The sequence below is a fragment of the Acetobacter zythi genome (assembly GCF_963921165.1).
Lineage (GTDB): Bacteria > Pseudomonadota > Alphaproteobacteria > Acetobacterales > Acetobacteraceae > Acetobacter.
Map to the genome: position 1 here is coordinate 382,026 of NZ_CAWUEO010000012.1, position 19,346 is coordinate 401,371.

The 19,346-nt window shown below is 60.3% G+C and carries 16 protein-coding genes; 11 read left to right on the plus strand and 5 right to left on the minus strand.

Annotated elements, in window-relative coordinates; translation table 11 throughout:
* Positions 1-68 precede the first annotated feature (68 nt).
* Complete coding sequence (locus AABE20_RS07400; RefSeq protein ID WP_338332488.1) at positions 69-1,322, minus strand: UbiH/UbiF/VisC/COQ6 family ubiquinone biosynthesis hydroxylase; 1,254 nt, start codon at positions 1,320-1,322, stop codon at positions 69-71.
* 213 nt (positions 1,323-1,535) lie between these two features.
* Here AABE20_RS07400 and AABE20_RS07405 point away from each other — a divergent pair, with 213 nt between their 5' ends.
* The 9 genes from AABE20_RS07405 to hflX all read left to right on the plus strand — a co-directional run bounded on the left by AABE20_RS07405 (position 1,536) and on the right by hflX (position 12,378).
* Complete coding sequence (locus AABE20_RS07405; protein ID WP_086638005.1) at positions 1,536-1,874, plus strand: P-II family nitrogen regulator; 339 nt, start codon at positions 1,536-1,538, stop codon at positions 1,872-1,874.
* Positions 1,875-2,135: 261 nt separating this feature from the next.
* Positions 2,136-3,290 carry a 2-C-methyl-D-erythritol 2,4-cyclodiphosphate synthase gene (gene ispF / locus AABE20_RS07410; RefSeq protein ID WP_338332616.1) on the plus strand — a complete coding sequence of 385 codons (1,155 nt, stop codon included), beginning with the start codon at positions 2,136-2,138 and terminating at the stop codon, positions 3,288-3,290.
* 89 nt (positions 3,291-3,379) lie between these two features.
* The gene (dusB, locus tag AABE20_RS07415) at positions 3,380-4,450 is read left to right on the plus strand and encodes a tRNA dihydrouridine synthase DusB (protein ID WP_338332489.1); all 1,071 of its coding nucleotides are present in this window, start codon (positions 3,380-3,382) and stop codon (positions 4,448-4,450) included.
* The gene (locus tag AABE20_RS07420; RefSeq protein ID WP_338332490.1) at positions 4,447-5,553 is read left to right on the plus strand and encodes a two-component system sensor histidine kinase NtrB; all 1,107 of its coding nucleotides are present in this window, start codon (positions 4,447-4,449) and stop codon (positions 5,551-5,553) included. Before dusB ends, AABE20_RS07420 begins: the two co-directional genes overlap by 4 nt.
* Before the next feature lie 61 nt (positions 5,554-5,614).
* Positions 5,615-7,057 (plus strand): nitrogen regulation protein NR(I), encoded by a 1,443-nt coding sequence (ntrC, locus tag AABE20_RS07425; protein WP_338332491.1) that lies wholly within the window; start codon positions 5,615-5,617, stop codon positions 7,055-7,057.
* An 8-nt stretch (positions 7,058-7,065) separates the two neighbouring features.
* Positions 7,066-9,333: a sensor histidine kinase NtrY-like gene (locus AABE20_RS07430; protein WP_338332492.1), complete on the plus strand. Its 2,268-nt coding sequence runs from the start codon at positions 7,066-7,068 to the stop codon at positions 9,331-9,333.
* Positions 9,323-10,714, plus strand: coding sequence for a nitrogen assimilation response regulator NtrX (gene ntrX / locus AABE20_RS07435; RefSeq protein ID WP_338332493.1), 1,392 nt, complete (start codon positions 9,323-9,325; stop codon positions 10,712-10,714). Before AABE20_RS07430 ends, ntrX begins: the two co-directional genes overlap by 11 nt.
* 79 nt (positions 10,715-10,793) lie before the next feature.
* Positions 10,794-11,078 carry an RNA chaperone Hfq gene (hfq, locus tag AABE20_RS07440; RefSeq protein ID WP_059024200.1) on the plus strand — a complete coding sequence of 95 codons (285 nt, stop codon included), beginning with the start codon at positions 10,794-10,796 and terminating at the stop codon, positions 11,076-11,078.
* Complete coding sequence (gene hflX, locus AABE20_RS07445; protein ID WP_165990749.1) at positions 11,059-12,378, plus strand: GTPase HflX; 1,320 nt, start codon at positions 11,059-11,061, stop codon at positions 12,376-12,378. The genes hfq and hflX overlap by 20 nt, the downstream gene beginning before the upstream one ends.
* Before the next feature lie 117 nt (positions 12,379-12,495).
* On the opposite strand, the gene AABE20_RS07450 is transcribed toward hflX, so the two are convergent.
* The 3 genes from AABE20_RS07450 to AABE20_RS07460 form a co-directional block, all read right to left on the minus strand.
* Complete coding sequence (locus tag AABE20_RS07450) at positions 12,496-13,128, minus strand: NUDIX hydrolase (protein ID WP_338332494.1); 633 nt, start codon at positions 13,126-13,128, stop codon at positions 12,496-12,498.
* 86 nt (positions 13,129-13,214) lie between these two features.
* Positions 13,215-15,830 (minus strand): ATP-dependent chaperone ClpB, encoded by a 2,616-nt coding sequence (gene clpB / locus AABE20_RS07455; RefSeq protein ID WP_338332495.1) that lies wholly within the window; start codon positions 15,828-15,830, stop codon positions 13,215-13,217.
* 242 nt (positions 15,831-16,072) lie between these two features.
* Complete coding sequence (locus tag AABE20_RS07460; RefSeq protein ID WP_338332496.1) at positions 16,073-16,681, minus strand: superoxide dismutase; 609 nt, start codon at positions 16,679-16,681, stop codon at positions 16,073-16,075.
* A gap of 243 nt (positions 16,682-16,924) precedes the next feature.
* On the opposite strand from AABE20_RS07460, the gene AABE20_RS07465 reads away from it, so the two are divergent.
* The gene (locus AABE20_RS07465) at positions 16,925-17,695 is read left to right on the plus strand and encodes a squalene/phytoene synthase family protein (protein WP_338332497.1); all 771 of its coding nucleotides are present in this window, start codon (positions 16,925-16,927) and stop codon (positions 17,693-17,695) included.
* Positions 17,696-17,697: 2 nt separating this feature from the next.
* Here the strand turns inward: AABE20_RS07465 and AABE20_RS07470 are convergent, their stop codons facing one another.
* Positions 17,698-18,573, minus strand: coding sequence for an NAD(P)-dependent oxidoreductase (locus tag AABE20_RS07470; protein WP_338332498.1), 876 nt, complete (start codon positions 18,571-18,573; stop codon positions 17,698-17,700).
* 77 nt (positions 18,574-18,650) lie between these two features.
* Between AABE20_RS07470 and msrQ the strand changes: the two genes are divergently transcribed.
* Positions 18,651-19,331, plus strand: a complete 681-nt coding sequence (msrQ, locus tag AABE20_RS07475; protein WP_408740775.1) for a protein-methionine-sulfoxide reductase heme-binding subunit MsrQ — start codon at positions 18,651-18,653, stop codon at positions 19,329-19,331.
* Positions 19,332-19,346: the final 15 nt, after the last annotated feature.

Here is a 19,346-nt window from a genome sequence, read left to right on the forward strand (position 1 = left end):
TGCTCTCTCCAAAATGGCTGGAACTGACTGAGGCAACAAGACCGTCCTGCATCCCGGCTACTCCGCAATTACAAACCCATGGCGTGCTTTACAAAGGCTTTCCGTAGGGCGGGAAAGCGGTGCACGCCTGCAATACCCAGATCACGCGCCAGACGAAGAATGGGGTTGTCATTACTGAACAGCCTGTCCAGCGCATCTGTAGCCGCCAGCATGAGCATATTGGCCGGACGACACAAGGCCTGATAACGCGCAACAACCGCAGGCGCGCCGGGGTCCTTGCCCTGTGCGTGAATGTCCAGCAGCAGCGGACTCAGGTGGATAACATCCCGGTAACCAAGGTTGAGGCCCTGACCCGCAATGGGGTGAATGCCGTGTGCGGCATCCCCCACCAGAATCAGCCGTGTATCTGTGTACCGTGCGGCGTACTGGGCGGAGAGCGGGTAAGTCCAGCGCCGCCCCACGGGAGTTACGCGGCCAAGGCGGGTATTGCCCATGCGGCGTTCGACTTGCCGGGCAAAGGCGTCGTCCGGCAGAGCGGCAAAGCGTTCGGCAACACCGTCTTTGTCGCTCCACACAATGGCGGACATATAGGGGTGTTCGTCCGTGCCGGTCATGGGGAGCTGGGCAAATGGGCCAGCGGGCAGGAAGTGCTCCAGAGCACTGTTATCGTGCGGGAATTCGTGCGCAATGGCGCACACAATGGCTGTCTGGCCATAAGGCAGGCGGGTCAGGGGAATGCCTGCTTCGGAGCGCAGGCGGCTCCTGCGGCCATCGGCGGCCACAATCAGGCGGGCGTTAAAACTGCGGCCATCAAGGAGTTGCACATGCGCGTTCTGGTCCGTGCGGGTAATTTTTGCTTCCGCTGGAGCCAGAACGGTCACGCCCGGCGTGGTGGTCAGGCATTTGTTGAGTGCCACACGCAGTGCGCGGGCCTCCACCATCCAGCCAAATGGCTGGGTGGCATCCTCACGCGTGAATTCAAGGAAAAGGGAAGACGCCGGTTCGCCCGGACGACCATCCGTGACCAGAATTTCCTCAATCGGGCAGGATGCGGCGGGGAGCAGGTCCCAGACCCCGGCACTTTCGAGAAACTCCTTGGGGCCTGCGGCAATGGCGTATGCCCGCCCATCCAGATCGGGGTGTTCCATGGGGGGCAGGGCCGCCTTGTCCACCACGGCGACCCGCATGCCACCACGAGCCAGACGGCACGCCAGAGCCGCGCCAACAGGTCCTGCGCCGATAATGCACACATCCACATCCGCCACATGCGGGTGTGTGGTGCTGGCGTGGTCTGCCTTGGCGTCGGGTGAGATTGGGCTCATGCGGTTTTTTCCTTAAAATTCACACATCTGGCAGGCGGCAAACCCAAAAAGCCCGTGCAGGCTGTTGCAGATCATGCCCCTCTATGCGCCCTCCTGTGCGACAAAACCAGCCATCGTGCCTTGAGGTGCATCAAAGCTCTTGGCAATTGGTGTTTAACTGTGCCAACATCGTAACGTCATGGAAATGTTTTGCAGCAGGGAGTTGCAGGCAGTATGAAGCTGATTACCGCCATTATAAAGCCCTTTAAACTCGATGATGTCCGCGAAGCGCTTGCGCCGCTGGGTGTTCAGGGGATTACTGTCTCCGAAGTTAAGGGGTTTGGTCGCCAGAAAGGGCAGACGGAAATTTACCGTGGAGCTGAATACCGGATCAGCTTTTTGCCCAAGATCAAGGTGGAAGTCGCTGTAAGCGATGCCCTGCTTGATCAGGTTCTGGAAGCGATTCTGGATGCGGCCCATACGGGCAAGATCGGGGATGGCAAAATTTTTGTCAGTGACCTCGCTCGTGTCATCCGTATCCGCACGCGGGAGACAGGGGACGCCGCTCTCTAAAACACCGCAATATGCCAGTCTGTGGCAGGGGCGGGGTTGCGCTAACCCTCAGGCCCGAAAGCTTGCCCTGACACACTGCTGGTCATGCCCCCCATATGGGGCAAAACCACCGTAAAGGTGTGATGAAGACAGCCATGCTGGCGCACCCTGCCCGGCAGGCGGAGTGCTGCCTGCCCCGTGGTGGGCGCACATTTGGCGGGATGTCTCGCTTTCCCATTTTCAGGCTTGACGGGGCAGGGGTGTGGCTCCATTGCTTCGGGCATGCGAGTAGCTGCCATTCTACTGGCTGCCGGTACAGGCAGCCGCTATGCCGCCACCACGGGGTGCGCCACGCCCAAGCAGTACGTGCTGCTTGCTGGCCAGCCCGTTATCCGTCATGCCGCGCAGGCTCTGCTGCCGCATGTCACCACCATTCAGCCTGTAGGCGACCCGCCCTCTCTGGCCGAAGCGCTGGACGGTCTGGCCGTGCTGCCACCTGTGCAGGGTGGGCAAACCCGGCAGGCCAGCGTGCGCGCCGGGCTGGAGGCGCTGGACGCCCTGCCGCCGGAGCAAAAACCCGATCTGGTGCTGGTGCATGATGGGGCGCGGCCCTACGTAACCGGGCAGCTTGTGGCCAATGTTGTGGCCGCTCTGGCCGAACACCCCGGTGCTATTCCCGCCGTGCCGGTGGCCGATACGCTCAAGCGTGAAAAAGATGGCGTGATTGATGGTACCGTCCCGCGTGACCATCTGTTCCGCGCGCAAACGCCGCAGGGCTTCCGCTTTGGCCTGTTCCTGGACCTGCACCGCGCCGCGGCTTCGCTTAATGCCACCGATGACGCCAGATTGCTTGAAGATGCCGGGTTGAGCGTGGCTCTGGTGCCCGGCGATGAAGATAATATCAAACTGACATATGAGGCTGATCTGGTGCGTCTTGAAAGGCTGATTGGCCCCACATTGCTGCCGCGTGTGGGCCTTGGGTACGATGTGCATGCGTTTGAGGAAGGGCGTCCGCTGATCATGTGCGGGATTACCATTCCCCACACGCACGGTCTTGCCGGACATTCCGATGCGGATGTGGGTATTCATGCCCTGTGCGACGCCATTTATGGCGCTCTGGCCGAAGGCGATATTGGCAGGCACTTCCCCCCCAGCCAGAACGAATGGAAGGATGCGGACAGTGCGCGCTTCCTCATCCATGCGGGTCAGCGTATTCGTGAACGCGGTGGCATGCTGGTCAATGCGGACCTGACCCTGATCTGCGAACGCCCCAAAATTGGCCCCCATGCGCAGGCCATGCGCGAGCGTCTGGCAGCCCTGCTGGAAGTGGATGTGGAGCGGATTTCGGTCAAGGCCACAACGTCCGAACGTCTGGGCTTTACCGGGCGGGAAGAAGGGATTGCCTGTGCCGCTACGGTAAGCGTGCTGGTTCCGTAAGGATTTGCGGGCCAACACCGACGAAAAACATTGCACAGGGGCGCGTGGGTCGGTATTTCTGCCTAATTCGTAGGCAAATGGAAATGACTGTGCAAACGCAACCTCTGCTGCGTCCGATTGATCTGGGCGGTGTTGTTCTGGATACGCCAGTAATTCTGGCCCCCATGTCTGGCGTGACCGACCTGCCGTTCCGGCGGTTGGTGCGCAAGCTTGGGGCCGGTCTTGTTGTTTCCGAAATGATTGCCTCATGGGCAATGGTGCGTGAGAACGACACAACCCTGCGCATGGCCGAAGTGGCCGATGCCGGAGGCCCCAATGCCGTGCAGTTGGCCGGGTGCGACCCGCAGGCCATGGCCGAGGCCGCCCGCATTGCCGTGGACCGTGGGGCAGACCTGATTGACATCAACTTTGGCTGCCCGGTTAAAAAAGTAGCCGTAGGGCAGATGGCCGGTTCCGCCCTGATGCGGGACGAGGCCGCTGCACAGCGTATGCTGCAAACGGTGGTCAAGGCCGTGCCCGTGCCGGTTACGCTCAAAATGCGTATGGGCTGGGACCACGAACACCTGAATGCGCCCGTGCTGGCCCGTATTGCACAGGATGCGGGCATTCGCATGATTACGGTGCATGGGCGTACCCGCCAGCAGTTCTATAACGGCACGGCGGACTGGGCGTTTGTACGCAACGTAAAAAATGCGGTGGACCTGCCCGTTATTGTGAACGGAGATATTCTGACCACAACCGATGCGCGCAACGCGCTGGCTCAGTCCGGTGCGGATGGGGTTATGATCGGGCGTGGCTGCTACGGGCGGCCGTGGTTTTTGGCACAGGTTGCCCATGCCCTGCGCACGGGGGAGGATATGCCCGACCCCGCCTTGGCGCAGGAAAAAGCCATTGTGCTTGAACATTACAACATGATGCTGGAACATTTTGGCCCCCGGCCCGGCCTGCGGCTGGCCCGCAAGCATGTGTCCTGGTATTCCGCCGGGCTACCTGCCTCGGCTGCGTTCCGTGCGACGTTCAACAAGGTGGAAACACCCGAAGAGGCCGTGGCTCAGATTGCAGAATTTTATGACCAGCAGATTGCCGCCGGTGCGCAGCGCGAACCCCGTGCCTCCCGGCAGGAAACGGCCCGCCAGCACGAACAGGCCCACGCGGCGTGAGCACACAAGCGCCAGACAGGGTAGAGCCTGACGTGGCGCTTCTGCTGGACAGCCTGCCCGTTCCGGTGCTCGAAGTCGGGGCGGGGGACGCCGTTCTTGCGCTCAATATGGCAGCGGAAGAGTTTTTTGGCATGTCCCGCCACCAGATCAAGGCTGGCGGCATGGCCGAAATTGCTCCGCCAGACCACCCGATTTACCTCCTGCTCGCCCATTTGCGCCAGCGCGGCGGAAGTGTGACCGAGCATGACCTGCTCTTCAGTTCCCCCCGCTTCCACCATGAGGGGGTGAGTGTGCAGGGGGCGGAAGTGCTGGACCATCCGGGGCATCTGCTGCTCACATTCCATCTGCCTTCTACGGCCCGTGTGCTGGACCAGCAGCAGGTTTACCGTTCGGCGGCGCGGAGTGTGTCTGGCATGGCGGCCATGCTGGCGCATGAGGTGCGTAACCCGCTCTCTGGCATAAAGGGCGCGGCCCAGTTGCTCGAACAGGCCGTGGGCGATGCGGACCGCGACCTTGCGACCCTGATCTGTGATGAGGTGGACCGCATAGATGCGCTGGTCGAGCGGATGGGCATGTTTGGTGAAGCGCAGATGGATTACCGCGCCCTGAACATCCACCGCCTGCTGGAACACGTAAAGCTTTTGGCAAGTAACGGCTTTGCCAGGGGCCTGCGGATTATAGAGCAGTATGACCCCTCCTTACCCCATGTGTGGGGAGATAAGGACCGGCTGGTTCAGGTCTTGCTCAATCTGGTCAAAAACGCGGCTGAAGCCCTGCGTGAGGCAGGGCGGGAGGGGGATATTACCCTCATCACCAGCTACCGGCCGGGTATTCGCATAACCGCTCCGGGCACCACCCAGTGGCGGCATCTGCCCTTGGTGGTGACCATAAGGGACACGGGGCCGGGTATATCGGAAACAGTTCGCCCGCATCTGTTTGAACCGTTTGTTTCCACCAAGGTCAATGGCAGCGGGCTGGGGCTGGCGCTGGTGGGGAAGGTGATGGATGACCACGGCGGGGTTATGGAAGTGGAAAGCCGCCCCGGCCGGACGGAAATCAGCCTTTTCCTTCCACTTGCGGAAGAAAGGGCTGGCCTCCCTTGACCTGAGGCTCCCCTGCGCCTGATAAGCCTTTCCCTGTTGCTTTTCCTCTGGTTTTAAACGCATGACACCACTGCCCACCATTCTTGTTGCTGATGATGACCGGTCCATTCGCACTGTGCTGGGGCAGGCACTTGGCCGCGCGGGGTATCAGGTTCAGGTCACGCCTTATGCCGCCACTTTGTGGCAGTGGGTGCAGGAAGGGGAGGGCGATCTGGTTATTACCGATGTGGCCATGCCTGATGGTAACGGGCTGGAGCTTGTTACCCGCATCCGCCAGATCAGGCCCGACCTGCGCGTTATTGTCATGAGTGCGCAGTCCACGCTCACAACGGCTGTAAAGGCCACGCAGCGTGGGGCGTTTGAATATCTGGCCAAGCCGTTTGACCTTAAGGAACTGCTTGCGGTTGTGGCGCGCGCGCTAACAACCCCGGTGCAGGAAGCGGAAAAACCCGCCCCAGCCCCCACGCCGGAGGAGCGTCTGCCGCTTATCGGGCAGTCCATGGTCATGCAGGGGATTTACCGCAGCATTGCGCGGCTGACGACCTCGGATCTGACCGTTATGATCACGGGGGAGAGTGGCACCGGCAAGGAACTGGTAGCCCGTGCCCTGCATGAATATGGCCGCCGCCGTAGCGGACCGTTTATTGCCGTCAACATGGCCGCCATCCCGCGTGAGCAGATCGAGAGCGAACTGTTCGGTTATGAACGTGGCGGTAATCTGGGCCGGATGCCCGGACGGTTTGAGCAGGCATCTGGCGGCACGCTTTTTCTGGACGAGATTGGGGATATGCCGCAAGAGGCCCAGACCCGTCTTTTGCGCGTGTTGCAGGAAGGGGAGTTTACAACGGTTGGTGGCTCCACCCCCCTGCATGCCGATGTGCGGATTGTAGCGGCCACCCACCGGGACCTGCGGCAGGCCATTCAGGCAGGCACATTCCGCGAGGACCTTTACTACCGCCTGAACGTAGTGCCCCTGCGCCTGCCTCCCCTACGGGAGCGGCGCGAGGATATTCCCCTTCTGGCCCGCCATTTTCTGGCACAGTGCCGCGAGGCAGGCGGCGGCTACCGTATGCTGGACGAGGAGGCAATGACCCGCCTGCAGGCATGGCGCTGGCCGGGGAATGTGCGCGAACTCGAAAACCTGATCCGCCGGATTGTGGCCCTGTACTCGCAGGAGACCATTACGGCGGAACTGGTGGATGCGGAACTGGCGGACCCTCTGGCCAGCGACTTTGCACCGGACAGGCAGCAGGTGGCCGAACCACTGGTCGATTCAGTCTCGCGCCATATTGCGCGGTATCTGGAGGCCGGGCGCGAAGGTATGCCGTTGCACGATCTGCACGCCCGCATTATTGCTGAAGTGGAACGTCCGCTTATCCAGATGACGTTAACGGAAACACGGGGCAACCAGATCAAGGCCGCCGCCATGTTGGGGCTGAACAGAAATACCTTACGTAAAAAAATACGCGACCTTGAGATTCCCGTCGTGCGTGGCGTAGTCTAACCACGGGCATGACAAAAGCACCTCGGGCCTCCTTTTTGCACCTGTTTTCGCGTTCGCGCCTGCAATGGCTGTTGCGCGCGCTGGAGCGCAGGAGCGTTGCCGTAACGCTTGTGGCCCTGGCGTTGTGCCTTGTGTTTGCAACATTTGTCGTGCTTTCGGGCGGTATGTCCTTTGGGCATTACGCGGTGGTCGAACCGCTGGTACTGTTTGTAAACGGTCTGGTGCTGCTGCTTCTGCTGCTGGCCATGGGGGTGCGTGGCTGGCCCATTTTAGTGGAATACCGCAAGGGGCTGGCGGGCACGCGGCTGCATGTGCGCCTTGTTACGCTGTTTGGTATTGTTGCGGTGGCCCCTACGGTGGTGGTGGGCGTGTTTGCCACCCTGTTTTTCCATTACGGGATTCAGATCTGGTTCTCGGATAGGGTGAACACCGCACTGAACGAGGCCTTGCAGGCCTCGCGCGGGTATTTGCAGGAACATAACGCCAATATCCGCACCGATGCGTTCTCCATGTCCAATTATATCATGAGCGCACAGAACGAACTGGCCGCCAGCGGCATGGAACTGCTGCAGGACCATGACGCCCTGTCCCAGATGCTGGATAGTCAGGCCACCATGCGTGGGCTGACCGAAGCCCTTGTGTACGACCCCATTACCAACCGCGTTGTGGCGGCGGGTGGGCTGATGAGCCGCACAGGCTACTTGCAGGACTTGCCCCCGCCTGCGGCAACGCTCATGGCGCGCTCGAACGATGTGGCTATTCTGGATTCCCCCGATGAGCGTACGGTGCGCGCGGTTGTGGAACTGTCGCAAACGCCCACGCTCATGCTGGTGATTACCCGTCTGGTTGACCCGTCCATTCTGGAGCACATGCACAGGACGGAAAACGTGGTGGCCGATTACAAACACCTCAATAGCAACAAGGCCAAAATCCAGCTTACCTTTGTTATGATCTTTGTGCTGGTGGCCCTGCTGGTGCTGGCCGTGGCCGCCCTGATCGGCTTTGCGCTGGCCAACCAGATTGCCCGCCCCCTTGGCCTGCTGAGCATGGCCGCACGCAGGGTGAGTGAGGGTGATCTGCGCGTGCATGTGCCCGAAACCGATCGGGATGACGAGGTCGCCAGCCTGTCCCGCGCCTTTAACCGCATGACGGAGGAACTGGACAGCCAGCGTTCGGAACTGATGGTGGCCTACGGGCAGATCAATGAACGCAGGCGCTTTACCGAGGCCGTTCTGTCTGGCGTGTCCGCCGGGGTGATCGGGCTGGATGTGGAGCAGCGGATTGAACTGCCAAACCGTGCGGCCAGTGTGCTGCTCCAGACTAATCTGGCCGATGCCATAGGCGAGTCACTGGCTACCCGCGTACCCGAATTTGCCGGACTGCTGGAGGAAATTACCCGCTCGCCCGAAACCGTGTTCACGCGGGAAATCCAGATCGGCCTTGCCACCAGCCAGCGCACCCTGCTGGTGCGTGTGGGGGCGGAACTGCGCGGCACCGTGACCGAAGGGTACGTCATGACGTTTGATGACATTACCGCCCTGCAGCAGGCCCAGCGCAAGGCGGCATGGGCGGATGTGGCCCGGCGCATTGCGCACGAGATCAAGAATCCGCTCACCCCCATCCAGCTTGCGGCAGAGCGGCTCAAACGCCGTTTTCTGAAGGAGATCACCTCCGACCCGGATACATTTGCCCAGTGCGCGGATACAATTGTCCGTCAGGTTGGCGATATCGGGCGCATGGTGGACGAATTTTCGGCTTTTGCGCGTATGCCGCAGCCAATTATGAAGGATGAGAACCTTTCCCGTATTGCGCAGGAGGTGCTCATCCTGCAACGTAACGCGCATCATGAGATTTTGTACCACCTTGATCTGCCAGATCATGGGCCGCGGGGCAGGTGTGACCGGCGGCTTATCAGTCAGGCCTTGATCAATCTGCTGCAAAACGCGGCGGACGCCATTGCCATGGCTCCCAGACAGGCAGACGCCCCCGAACAGGAGGCCCAGCCTAAAGGAGAAGTATGGGTGCGTATTGCGCAGGAGGGGGAAAACATTGCTATTGTCGTGGCCGATAATGGGGTGGGTCTTCCCAAGGATGACAGAAACCGCCTGACCGAACCTTACGTCACGCACAAAGCCAAAGGAACGGGGCTGGGATTGGCTATTGTGAAAAAAATCATGGAAGATCATGGTGGCACGGTCCGTCTGGAAGACAGAGCAGGAGAGAGGGGAACTGTGGCTACTCTGGTTTTGCCGGTGAAAGACGACCATGGCGCATGAAATCCTGATCGTTGATGACGAACCCGACATTCGGATGCTGATAGAAGGCATTCTGTGTGATGAGGGGTATGAGGCCCGCGTGGCCTCCAGTTCCGAGGCCGCTTTGGCGGCCTTCCGGGTCCGCAGGCCGTCATTGGTCATTTTGGACGTATGGCTGCAAGGTTCGGATATGGACGGGCTGGAAATCCTGCAAACCATGAAGGCGGAGGAAGCCTCCGTGCCCGTGGTCATGATTTCCGGCCACGGTACGATCGAAACCGCAGTGGCCGCTCTCCAGCATGGCGCCTACGACTTTATAGAAAAACCGTTTCAGGCAGACCGCCTACTGGTCATTGTCCGGCGCGCGCTGGAGGCATCCCGCCTTGCGCGTGAAAATGAGGAACTGCGCCTGCGGGCCGGGCAGGATGCGGAGCTGTATGGCAACAGCGCGCAGATTGTGGCCATTCGCAACCAGATTGAAAAAGTGGCTCCTACCGGCTCGCGCGTGCTCATTAGTGGTGGGCCGGGTTCGGGTAAGGAGGTGGCCGCCCGTATGATCCATGCCCGCTCCCGCCGGACGGATGGACCATTTGTGGCCCTTAACTGCGCCACACTCGCCCCCGGTCGCTTTGAGGAGGAACTGTTCGGGCTGGAAGGTGGGATGGATGGTGTAGGCCGCCGCACCGGTGTGCTCGAACGCGCCCACGGAGGCACCCTGCTGCTGGACGAAGTGGCGGACATGCCGCTGGAAACACAGGGCAAGATCGTACGCGCCTTACAGGACCAGACGTTCGAGCGGCTTGGCGGTGGCTCCCGCGTTAAGGTGGATGTGCGTGTGCTGGCCACCACCAACCGGGACCTTCAGGCCGAAATTGTGGGCGGGCGCTTCCGCGAGGACCTGTATTACCGTCTGGCGGTTGTGCCGTTGCGTATGCCCGCCCTTAAGGAGCGGCGGGACGATATTCCGGGGCTGGCAACGCTCTTTTTGCATCGCGCGGCGGAAATGGCTGGCCTGCCCTCGCGCGATCTTTCGCCCGATGCCGTGGCTGTTCTGCAGGCCTATGACTGGCCGGGCAATGTGCGCGAACTGCGCAACCTGATGGAACGGGTGCTGATTATGCAGCCGGGCAGCAGCCAGGACCTGATCCGCGCGGATATGCTGCCCTCCACCATAGGCGAGAACGCACCGGGGCTGTTAAAGTTCGATGCCTCGACCGATGTTATGAGCCTGCCCCTGCGCGAGGCGCGCGATCTGTTCGAGACCCAGTACCTTCAGGCACAATTATTACGATTTGGAGGGAACATAAGCCGCACAGCGTTGTTTGTGGGCATGGAGCGCAGCGCTTTGCATCGCAAACTCAAGCAGCTTGGTGTAACATCGGACGAACGGAACACTGGCTGATCAGTGAGTTGTAGCGAGTCAGGGCAAGCGTTGGGTCTGGCTCCCAAGAAAAAAAGAAAATGGAATAGGGTCTCACACAGTGGAAAAAGAGAGTGCACATAATGTGCAGGACGCATTTTTAGGCCAGATTCGCCGTTCCCGGGCGGCCGTGACCGTATTTTTGGTCAATGGTGTCAAACTTCAGGGCTTTATTACGTGGTTTGATGATCAGGTCGTGCTTCTGCGGCGTGATGAGCAGACCCAGCTTATTTACAAACATGCCATCAGCACTGTTATGCCCAGTATTCCCGTAGATATTGCAGACTCCACCGGAGCGGGCGCAAAGGCGGACAAGGAACCATCTCTTGGCGACGAGTTTTACTGAGAAAAAACAAACGGTTGCAACGCGTGCTGCCGTTATTCTGCCGTGGGAGCGCTCAGCCCACGGGCAGGACGTAAGGGCCGCGGAGGCCCGACTGGAAGAAGCCGTTGGCCTGACCGCCTCCATTGGTCTGGTTATTGTTCGTAAAGCTGTTCTTCTGCTGCGTATGCGCCGCTCGGCCACATTGCTGGGCAAAGGGCAGATCGATTCCCTCCGTATTGCCATCAAGGCCGACAATATTGACGTGCTGGTGGTGGACACCAAACTAACCCCCGCCCAGCAGCGTAATCTGGAAACCGAGTTCGGCTGCAAGGTTATTGACCGTACCGGGCTTATTCTGGATATTTTTGGCGCCCGTGCCGCCACGCGGGAAGGGTCATTGCAGGTCGAACTGGCCCATCTGGAATACCAGCGTTCCCGCCTTGTCCGGCTCTGGACCCATCTGGAGCGCCAGCGTGGTGGTTTTGGCTTTTTGGGTGGACCGGGTGAAACCCAGATCGAAGCCGACCGCCGCATGATTGGCGAGCGGATTGTCAGGCTCAAAAAGGATCTGGAGCAGGTGCGCCGCACACGCGGGCTGCACAGGCAGGCGCGCAAACGTGTGCCATTCCCCGTTGTGGCTCTTGTTGGCTACACCAACGCGGGCAAATCCACCCTGTTCAATGCCCTGACGGGGGCTACCGTGTATGCGCAGGACCAGTTGTTTGCAACGCTGGACCCAACCATGCGCGCCATTGAACTGCCATCGGGGCGGCAGGTCATTCTGTCCGACACGGTGGGTTTTATCTCCGACCTGCCAACCGAACTGATCGCAGCCTTCCGGGCAACATTGGAAGAAGTGGCCGAGGCCGATATTATTCTGCATGTGCGCGATATTGCCCACCCCGACAGCGCAACCCAGAAAAAGGACGTGCTGGGTGTGCTGCAAAGCATGGCCAAGGATAACATGCTGGAGCAGGACTGGCCTTCCCGCGTGATCGAGGTGCTGAACAAAGTGGACCTGCTGGGCGAGCAGGCGGCAGCCTTGCAGGGGGATGAAAACGTCGCCATTTCCGCCATTACGGGGGATGGGCTGGACCGGCTTTTGGCCCGTATTGACCAGCGCATTACATCGGGCATGGAAATGGTGCGTTACGCCATGCCACTGGCCGATGGTGCAGCGCTGGCATGGTTGTACCAGCACGGCGAGGTGATTGACCGCCATGACCGGGAGGAGGAGGCGGACATAACCGTACGCCTGCTGGCCGAGGACCGCGCACGTTTTGAGCGGCAGTTCAAACACATTACTCCCCAGATGGCCTAAACCTGACTGGGGTGGGCGGTTCGTTCCAAACAGTAGGCGTGTAGTCGTCTGGCAGGCTGCTCACGCGGCGGGCAGGGCCGGGTGATCCGGCGGCCCGCTGCGGCGTGATGCTTTTGCTCAGTCAAATTCCGTCATCAGACCCAGATCGGCATGGTGGGCAAAGAGCCGGTCGATCTGATGGCGTGAGATGCGCCCGGTCGAGAGGTCATGCGGGATCTCATTACGGGCAAAAAAGCGGATCTCGCTGGTTTCAAGACTGGTCGCCGGTGCGCCCCCGGTCAGTTCCCCCAGAAAAAACAGCTTGGTAATGGAAAACGCTTCGGGTGGTTCATGCCCCTGCCTTGCACGGTCCAGCACCATGGCCAGGCGGGAAATCCGTACCGTGTAGCCGGTTTCTTCCCGCACTTCCTTGGCCGCAGATTCGGAGGCGGTCAGGTTTACATCCGCCCAGCCGCCGGGCACGGTCCAGCGGTTCTGGTCCAGTAATTCGCGCACCATCAGCAGGCGGTTGTGTGCGTCAAACACCCCTGTGCGGACTTCCAGCTTGGGGGTGGCGTAGCCTGCCTGCTGGGCAAACAGGTTTTCAATCTGCTGTATGGGGGCACCACTGCCATGGGCCATGGCTCTGGCAGCCAGAGTGCGCAGCATTTCGTAGCGTTCGCGGTCAAACGGGTCTTTGGCAAAGGTCAGCCCGGTTTGGGCAATGGCCTGAACCTCTCTGGCCCAGATAAGCCATTGTGGCTCGGACATGGTTGTGTTCCTCATAAAAATAAAAAACGGGAAGGCACGTGCCCTCCCGTTTTTTTCGTGTGCCATTACGGGCCGGGCGGCCCGGTTTAGTAAGCGGGTTCAGGCTCTGCGGCGGCCGTGCCATTGATCAGCAGACCATCACCATTGGCGGAGATGTTAACGGTCTCGCCATCATGGATTGCCCCTTCCAGCAACTGCCCTGCCAGCGGGTTTTGCAGGCTGCGCTGGATAACCCGTTTAAGCGGGCGTGCGCCGTAGACCGGGTCGTATCCTTCATTCGCCAGCCATGTTTCGGCCAGAGTATCAAGGTGCAGGGTGATCTTGCGGTCCTCAAGCAGCCGTTGCAGGCGGCTGATCTGGATATCCACAATCTTAGTCATATCCACCCGCTGCAGGCGCGAGAAAAGGATAACTTCATCCAGCCTGTTCAGGAACTCGGGGCGGAAGTGTTCACGTACCACCTTCATGACCTGTGCCTGCACCATGGCGGGTGTATCGCCATCGGGCTGGTTAGCCAGATATTCCGAACCAAGGTTGCTGGTCAGGATGATAAGCGTATTGCGGAAGTCCACCGTGCGGCCCTGACCATCGGTCAGGCGACCATCATCAAGCACCTGCAACAGGATGTTGAACACATCCTCATGCGCCTTTTCCACCTCGTCAAACAGAATGACCTGATAGGGGCGGCGGCGTACGGCTTCGGTCAGCACACCCCCTTCCTCATACCCTACGTAACCCGGAGGCGCGCCTATCAGACGGGCAACTGCGTGCTTTTCCATGAACTCGCTCATGTCAATGCGGAGCAGGGCCTTGTCATCATCAAACAAAAAGCGGGCCAGCGCTTTGGTCAGTTCCGTTTTGCCAACCCCCGTCGGGCCGAGGAACAGGAACGAGCCAATTGGGCGGTTGGGGTCCTGCAGGCCTGCACGGGCACGGCGCACGGCGTTGGCCACGGCACGCAACGCGGGTTCCTGCCCCACAACGGATTTGCGCAGTTCATCTTCCATACGCAGGAGTTTGGCGCGTTCGCCCTCCAGCATCCGGTCCACAGGCACACCCGTCCAGCGGGACACGACCGAGGCAATGCCCTGATCGGTTACGGCTTCGGAAACAAGGTTGGCGCTTTTGGCTTCTTCCTCTTCCGTCTGCTGTGCGCTGGCAATCTGGCTTTGCAGGTTGGGAATAACACCATACATCAGCTCGGATGCACGTTGCAGGTCGCCCTTGCGCTGGGCCACTTCCACATCGGAACGGGCCTGATCAAGCTGTTCCTGCAACTTCTGCACCGCGTTCACACGGTCTTTTTCCGCGTGCCATGTGGCGCTGAGTGTGTTGGATTTTTCCTCCAGATCAGCCAGTTCGACCTCAACCGATTCCAGCCGGTCCTTGCTGGCCGTGTCGTCTTCCTTACGCAGGGCTTCCCGCTCGATCTTGAGCTGGATAATCCGGCGGTCCAGTTCGTCCAGTTCTTCGGGTTTGCTGTCAATCTGCATACGCAGGCGGCTTGCGGCCTCGTCTATCAGATCGATTGCCTTGTCGGGCAGGAAGCGGTCCGTGATGTAACGGTTGGACAGGGTGGCCGCTGCCACCAATGCGTTGTCGGTAATACGCACGCCGTGGTGGAGTTCGTATTTTTCCTTGATCCCACGCAGGATGGAAATGGTATCGGGCACCGAAGGTTCGCCCACGTAAACGGGCTGGAAGCGGCGGGCGAGGGCTGCGTCTTTTTCAATATACTTGCGGTACTCGTCCAGCGTGGTTGCACCAATGCAGTGCAGCGTGCCACGGGCCAGTTCGGGCTTGATCAGGTTGGAGGCATCCATGGCGCCATCGGTCCGGCCTGCGCCAACCAGAGTGTGCATTTCATCAATAAACAGGATGACCTGCCCTTCGGCGGACTCAATTTCCTTGAGCACGGCTTTCAGGCGTTCTTCAAACTCACCACGGTATTTGGCACCCGCAACCAGTGCGCCCATGTCGAGCGAGAGGAGTTTTTTGTTCTTCAGCGCCTCAGGCACATCGCCGTTAACAATGCGTTGGGCCAGACCTTCCACAATAGCGGTCTTGCCCACGCCGGGTTCGCCAATCAGCACCGGGTTGTTTTTGCTGCGGCGGGCCAGAACCTGAATGGCGCGGCGGATTTCCTCATCCCGGCCAATAACCGGGTCCAGCTTGCCCTGCTGGGCAACTTCGGTCACGTCGCGCGAATATTTTTTGAGCGCGTCAAAATTGGCTTCAGCGTTTTCGCTGGTCACGGTGCGTCCCTTGCGGATGGTGGCTATGGCTTTTTCCAGCGCATCGGGGGTCGCGCCGTTGTTTTTGAGCGCCTGCCCGGCCGGGCTGTCTGTTGCGGCAAGGGCCACCAGCAGGCGGTCCTGCGCCACAAAGCTATCGCCTGCTTTTTGGGCAATCTGTTCGGCGGAATCCAGTGCGCGCACCAGATCGGGGGTGGCTGCGGGTTGGCCTGCGCCACCGCCCTGTACTTTGGGCAGTTTGGCCAGAGCCTGTTCGTTGGCGGCCCGCGCCCCTTCAGGGCTGCCACCAGCGGCGCGGATCAGGGCCGATGCAGCGCCTTCCTCATCGTCCAGCATGGCTTTAAGCAGGTGTTCGGGCGTAAGCTGCTGGTTAAAGTCACGCAGTGCAATGGTTTGTGCTGCCTGCAGAAAACCGCGCGAGCGTTCGGTAAATTTTGCAATATCCATAATATCCCTCTTGTCCCTTTAATCTTAGGCGACTGAAGGCCTTGCCCGGTCCCGCTTTGCGGCAACAAAGGGCATGGTCTGCCGTGTTGACAGTTCTAAGATTGGAAGCGCGCACAGGACAATCAAGGGGGCTGTGTGCATAAGCCGCACACTGCATGGAATGGCCGATATGAAAAAAGGCGAAGCCCCAAAGGGACCCCGCCTTTTTTGCACCAGACCGGATAAGGGGCTGGGGCTTACACTCAGGCCGCGTTCAGCTGGGCTTCGGCAAATTCGTAGTTTGCCAGCTTGTCCAGGAAGTTGGTGATGTAATCGGGGCGGCGGTTGCGGAAGTCCAGATAGTAGGAGTGTTCCCAAACGTCCGCCGTCAGCAGGGCCGTGCCCTGACCTTCGGCCAGCGGGTTGGTGCCGTTGGGGGTTTTGGTAATGGCCAGCTTGCCATCCTTGCCCAGCACCAGCCATGCCCAGCCAGACCCGAACTGGGAGATGGCGGCTTTGCGGAATTCGTCCTTGAAGGTGTCGACGCTGCCAAAGTCAGCGGCAATTTTGGCCCCCAGCTTTTCGGGCATGGCCCCACCGGAGGTGGACAGGCTGTTCCAGAAAAAGGAGTGGTTCCAATGCTGGCCAGCATTGTTGAACAGGCCGGTCAGATCTGCCTTGCCGTGGGCTGCAAGAATGATCTCTTCCAAAGACTTGCCAGCAAGGTCGGGCTTGCCTTCAAGTAGCGTGTTCAGGGTGTTGACGTAGGCCTGATGGTGCTTGCCGTGGTGGAACTCAAGCGTTTCCTGGCACATGCCACGGGCGGCAAGGGCGTTGGGGGCGTAGGGGAGGGTTGGCAGTTCAAAAGCCATGACATAACTCCGTCATATAATAGCAGGGCGTGTCAAAAACGCGCCTGTCCAGAGCTATGGGCGTGCCATATGGCACAGAGCCAGCAGGTGGGGCCGCTGTCTCTTTTCCCTTGCTCACGGAAACTTGCCCTGCTGGTGGGGGTGGGGTGGCGCGGCAGTCCGTAAGGAAAGCTATATGTGCATTACGCATGAAACAGCACGAATGTGCAACATGCCTCCGGACTTGAGAAGCAGGATACAGCCATGAACACCCCTCCAGAACACAGCGATATGCAGGCCTTAACAGGGCTTGCGGCAGGGGATGCGGACAGGCTGCTGTGTACGCGTTTTTTGCCCATGTCCGTACAGCCGGGGGGGCTGGTGCTGCTGGCGTTCCATAACGAGCTGATTCGCGCGCTGGCCCCGGCCCGCTCTGCGGCTGTTGCGGGGCCAATGGCCGGGCTGATCCGCCTGCAATGGTGGCGCGAGGTGCTGGAAAAAACCCGCCCGCCCGAACACAGCATTGCCCCCTTTGTGCTGGGTCTGGTGGAGCGCCAGCAGGTCCGGCAGGCCACGCTGCTCCGCCTTGTTCACTCTTGCGAGATGGAACTGAACGCCCCGCATGAGATGCCGGTGTGGGAGGGGATGATGCGAGATGGACCCGGTGCGCTGCAACGCGCGGTGGGCGAACTGCTTGGGTTGGAGGATGAAGGGCTTTTGCTACGGCTGGAGGCCTGTGGCATGGCCTATGGGGCCGGGGCCATGCTGCGGCACTGGCCCGCGCTCCAGCAGTCGGGGCGGTTTGTTTGCCCCTTGGGCACGGATGCCCTCAGGTTACAGGGGCAGGCATGGCTGGACATGCTGGACTGGCCCAAACTGCCCAGACCCGCCCACCTTGCCGCCCTGCCTGCGGTGCTGGCCCGGCGGGACCTTGCGCGCAGCACCGCACAGGCCGCGCGCCCCCGTGGGCTGGGGGACAGGCTGGCCCTGATGTGGCAGGGCGTTAAGGCCCTGCGTGGGTTTGAGCGGGGGTAGGCTTACGGGTCGTTGGCAACAATGTTTTCCAAAACCCCGATCAGGGCCGAGTAGTCCGCATCTGCCGCCGCGCGGCGGGTGAGGGAGAGTTCCTGCGTGACAGCCGCCATGGTGGGCACGGGCACGGCCAGACGGGCGCAGGCATCCAGCAGCAGACGCATGTCCTTTTGCATCAGCCGGGTGGGGAACTGGGGTGAAAAATCCCCTTCCTTGGCCATTTTGATCTTGCGTTTGTGGTGGGGGGAAATCACGGCCATGTTATCCAGCGCATCAAACAGCATGGAGCGGTCAAGCCCCGCGGCCAGACCATAGGCAATGCCCTCGGCCACAGCGGCCAGCCCGGCCCCCATAATGCCGTTGATAACCAGTTTAAGCCGCGCACCACTGCCCGCAGGACCGGCATGGATGGTCAGGCGGCCAATGGCGTCAAACACCGGTTTGGCACGGGCCAGTTCCTCATCACTCCCACCGGCCAGCACGACCAGACTGGCGCTGTCGGCTTCTGGCGTGCTGCCAGAGACCGGGCAGTCCACAACGCTGACCTTGAGTTTCTGCCCCGCATCCAGCAGTTCCTGTGCGGCTTCGGGGGAGATGGAGCTTGTGTTCAGCAGCAGCCCGCCTTCTGGCATGCCTGCAAGTGCGCCCTGTGGGCCATACATGCTGGCGGCAAGGGCTTCATCATCCGGTACGCATACGAGCACAATATCGGCTGTTTTGGCTACGTCTGAAGGGGAGGGCAGGAAGGCGGTGTTCTCATCCCCTCCCTTGCCCGAGGGCGTGTAGGCCACGGCGGCAAACCCTGCTTTTTTCAGGTTGATGGCCATGCGGCTGGCCATGGCGCCAAACCCGATAAAACCGATTGTCTTTGCTGTGCTCATGATATCAGAGACTCCTGCCTGTTTTCGCGTATTATGGACATAACGCACAAAGTCCTTCCAAGGTTAAGGCGCGTGGTATGGCCACGCTGCATGGCAAGGTTGGGCATTCGTCAGGAAAAGGGCAGAGCATGGCTCCACCAGTTGCCGGTCGCGCACGGCGCAAAAATCTGTCGCCACTGGCGCGGCAGGTTCTCCTTTACGCGGTGTTCCTGCTGCCTGCCGTGTTTGATCTGGTGGAAGGGTGGATGGGCTGGCTGGGGCCAAAACCCTACCGCGAATGCCTGCATGATTTTGGGCGCTATGCGTTCCGGTTTTTGCTGGTCTCGCTTATGGTCACGCCATTGCGACGGTTTGCGGGGGTTAACCTTATTCTCTACCGCCGTCCTCTGGGGCTGCTGGCTTTTACCTACGCGGCCCTGCATATCACCCTGTATCTGACATGGGCGCGCGAGTTGGATCTGGCCCGCATATGGGGGGATTTCTCTACCCGGCCATTCCTGATTTTTGGTCTGCTGGCTTTTGTTATTCTGTGTGTTCTGGCTGCTACGTCCACACGCAAGTCCATTATGCGGTTGGGCAAGCGGTGGGCGCCGCTGCACAAAACGGTTTACGTGGCCATGGTGCTGGCCTGCGTGCACTACAGTCTTGCCTTTAAGGTCTGGCATGTTGAGCCATTTATTTACGCGGCCATAGCGGCGGCGGTGCTGGCTACGCGCCTTGTGCCCAAAACACAAAAAAACCGCCCGACACCGGGCTAGGGTGGGGGCGGCAGG

Bases quoted from the DNA above. Each gene is read 5' to 3' on its own strand.
- AABE20_RS07400 (WP_338332488.1), bottom strand. From the start codon at position 1,322: ATGAGCCCAATCTCACCCGACGCCAAGGCAGACCACGCCAGCACCACA.
- AABE20_RS07405 (WP_086638005.1), top strand. From the start codon at position 1,536: ATGAAGCTGATTACCGCCATTATAAAGCCCTTTAAACTCGATGATGTC.
- ispF (WP_338332616.1), top strand. From the start codon at position 2,136: ATGCGAGTAGCTGCCATTCTACTGGCTGCCGGTACAGGCAGCCGCTAT.
- ntrC (WP_338332491.1), top strand. From the start codon at position 5,615: ATGACACCACTGCCCACCATTCTTGTTGCTGATGATGACCGGTCCATT.
- AABE20_RS07430 (WP_338332492.1), top strand. From the start codon at position 7,066: ATGACAAAAGCACCTCGGGCCTCCTTTTTGCACCTGTTTTCGCGTTCG.
- ntrX (WP_338332493.1), top strand. From the start codon at position 9,323: ATGGCGCATGAAATCCTGATCGTTGATGACGAACCCGACATTCGGATG.
- AABE20_RS07450 (WP_338332494.1), bottom strand. From the start codon at position 13,128: ATGTCCGAGCCACAATGGCTTATCTGGGCCAGAGAGGTTCAGGCCATT.
- clpB (WP_338332495.1), bottom strand. From the start codon at position 15,830: ATGGATATTGCAAAATTTACCGAACGCTCGCGCGGTTTTCTGCAGGCA.
- AABE20_RS07460 (WP_338332496.1), bottom strand. From the start codon at position 16,681: ATGGCTTTTGAACTGCCAACCCTCCCCTACGCCCCCAACGCCCTTGCC.
- AABE20_RS07465 (WP_338332497.1), top strand. From the start codon at position 16,925: ATGAACACCCCTCCAGAACACAGCGATATGCAGGCCTTAACAGGGCTT.
- AABE20_RS07470 (WP_338332498.1), bottom strand. From the start codon at position 18,573: ATGAGCACAGCAAAGACAATCGGTTTTATCGGGTTTGGCGCCATGGCC.
- msrQ (WP_408740775.1), top strand. From the start codon at position 18,651: ATGGCCACGCTGCATGGCAAGGTTGGGCATTCGTCAGGAAAAGGGCAG.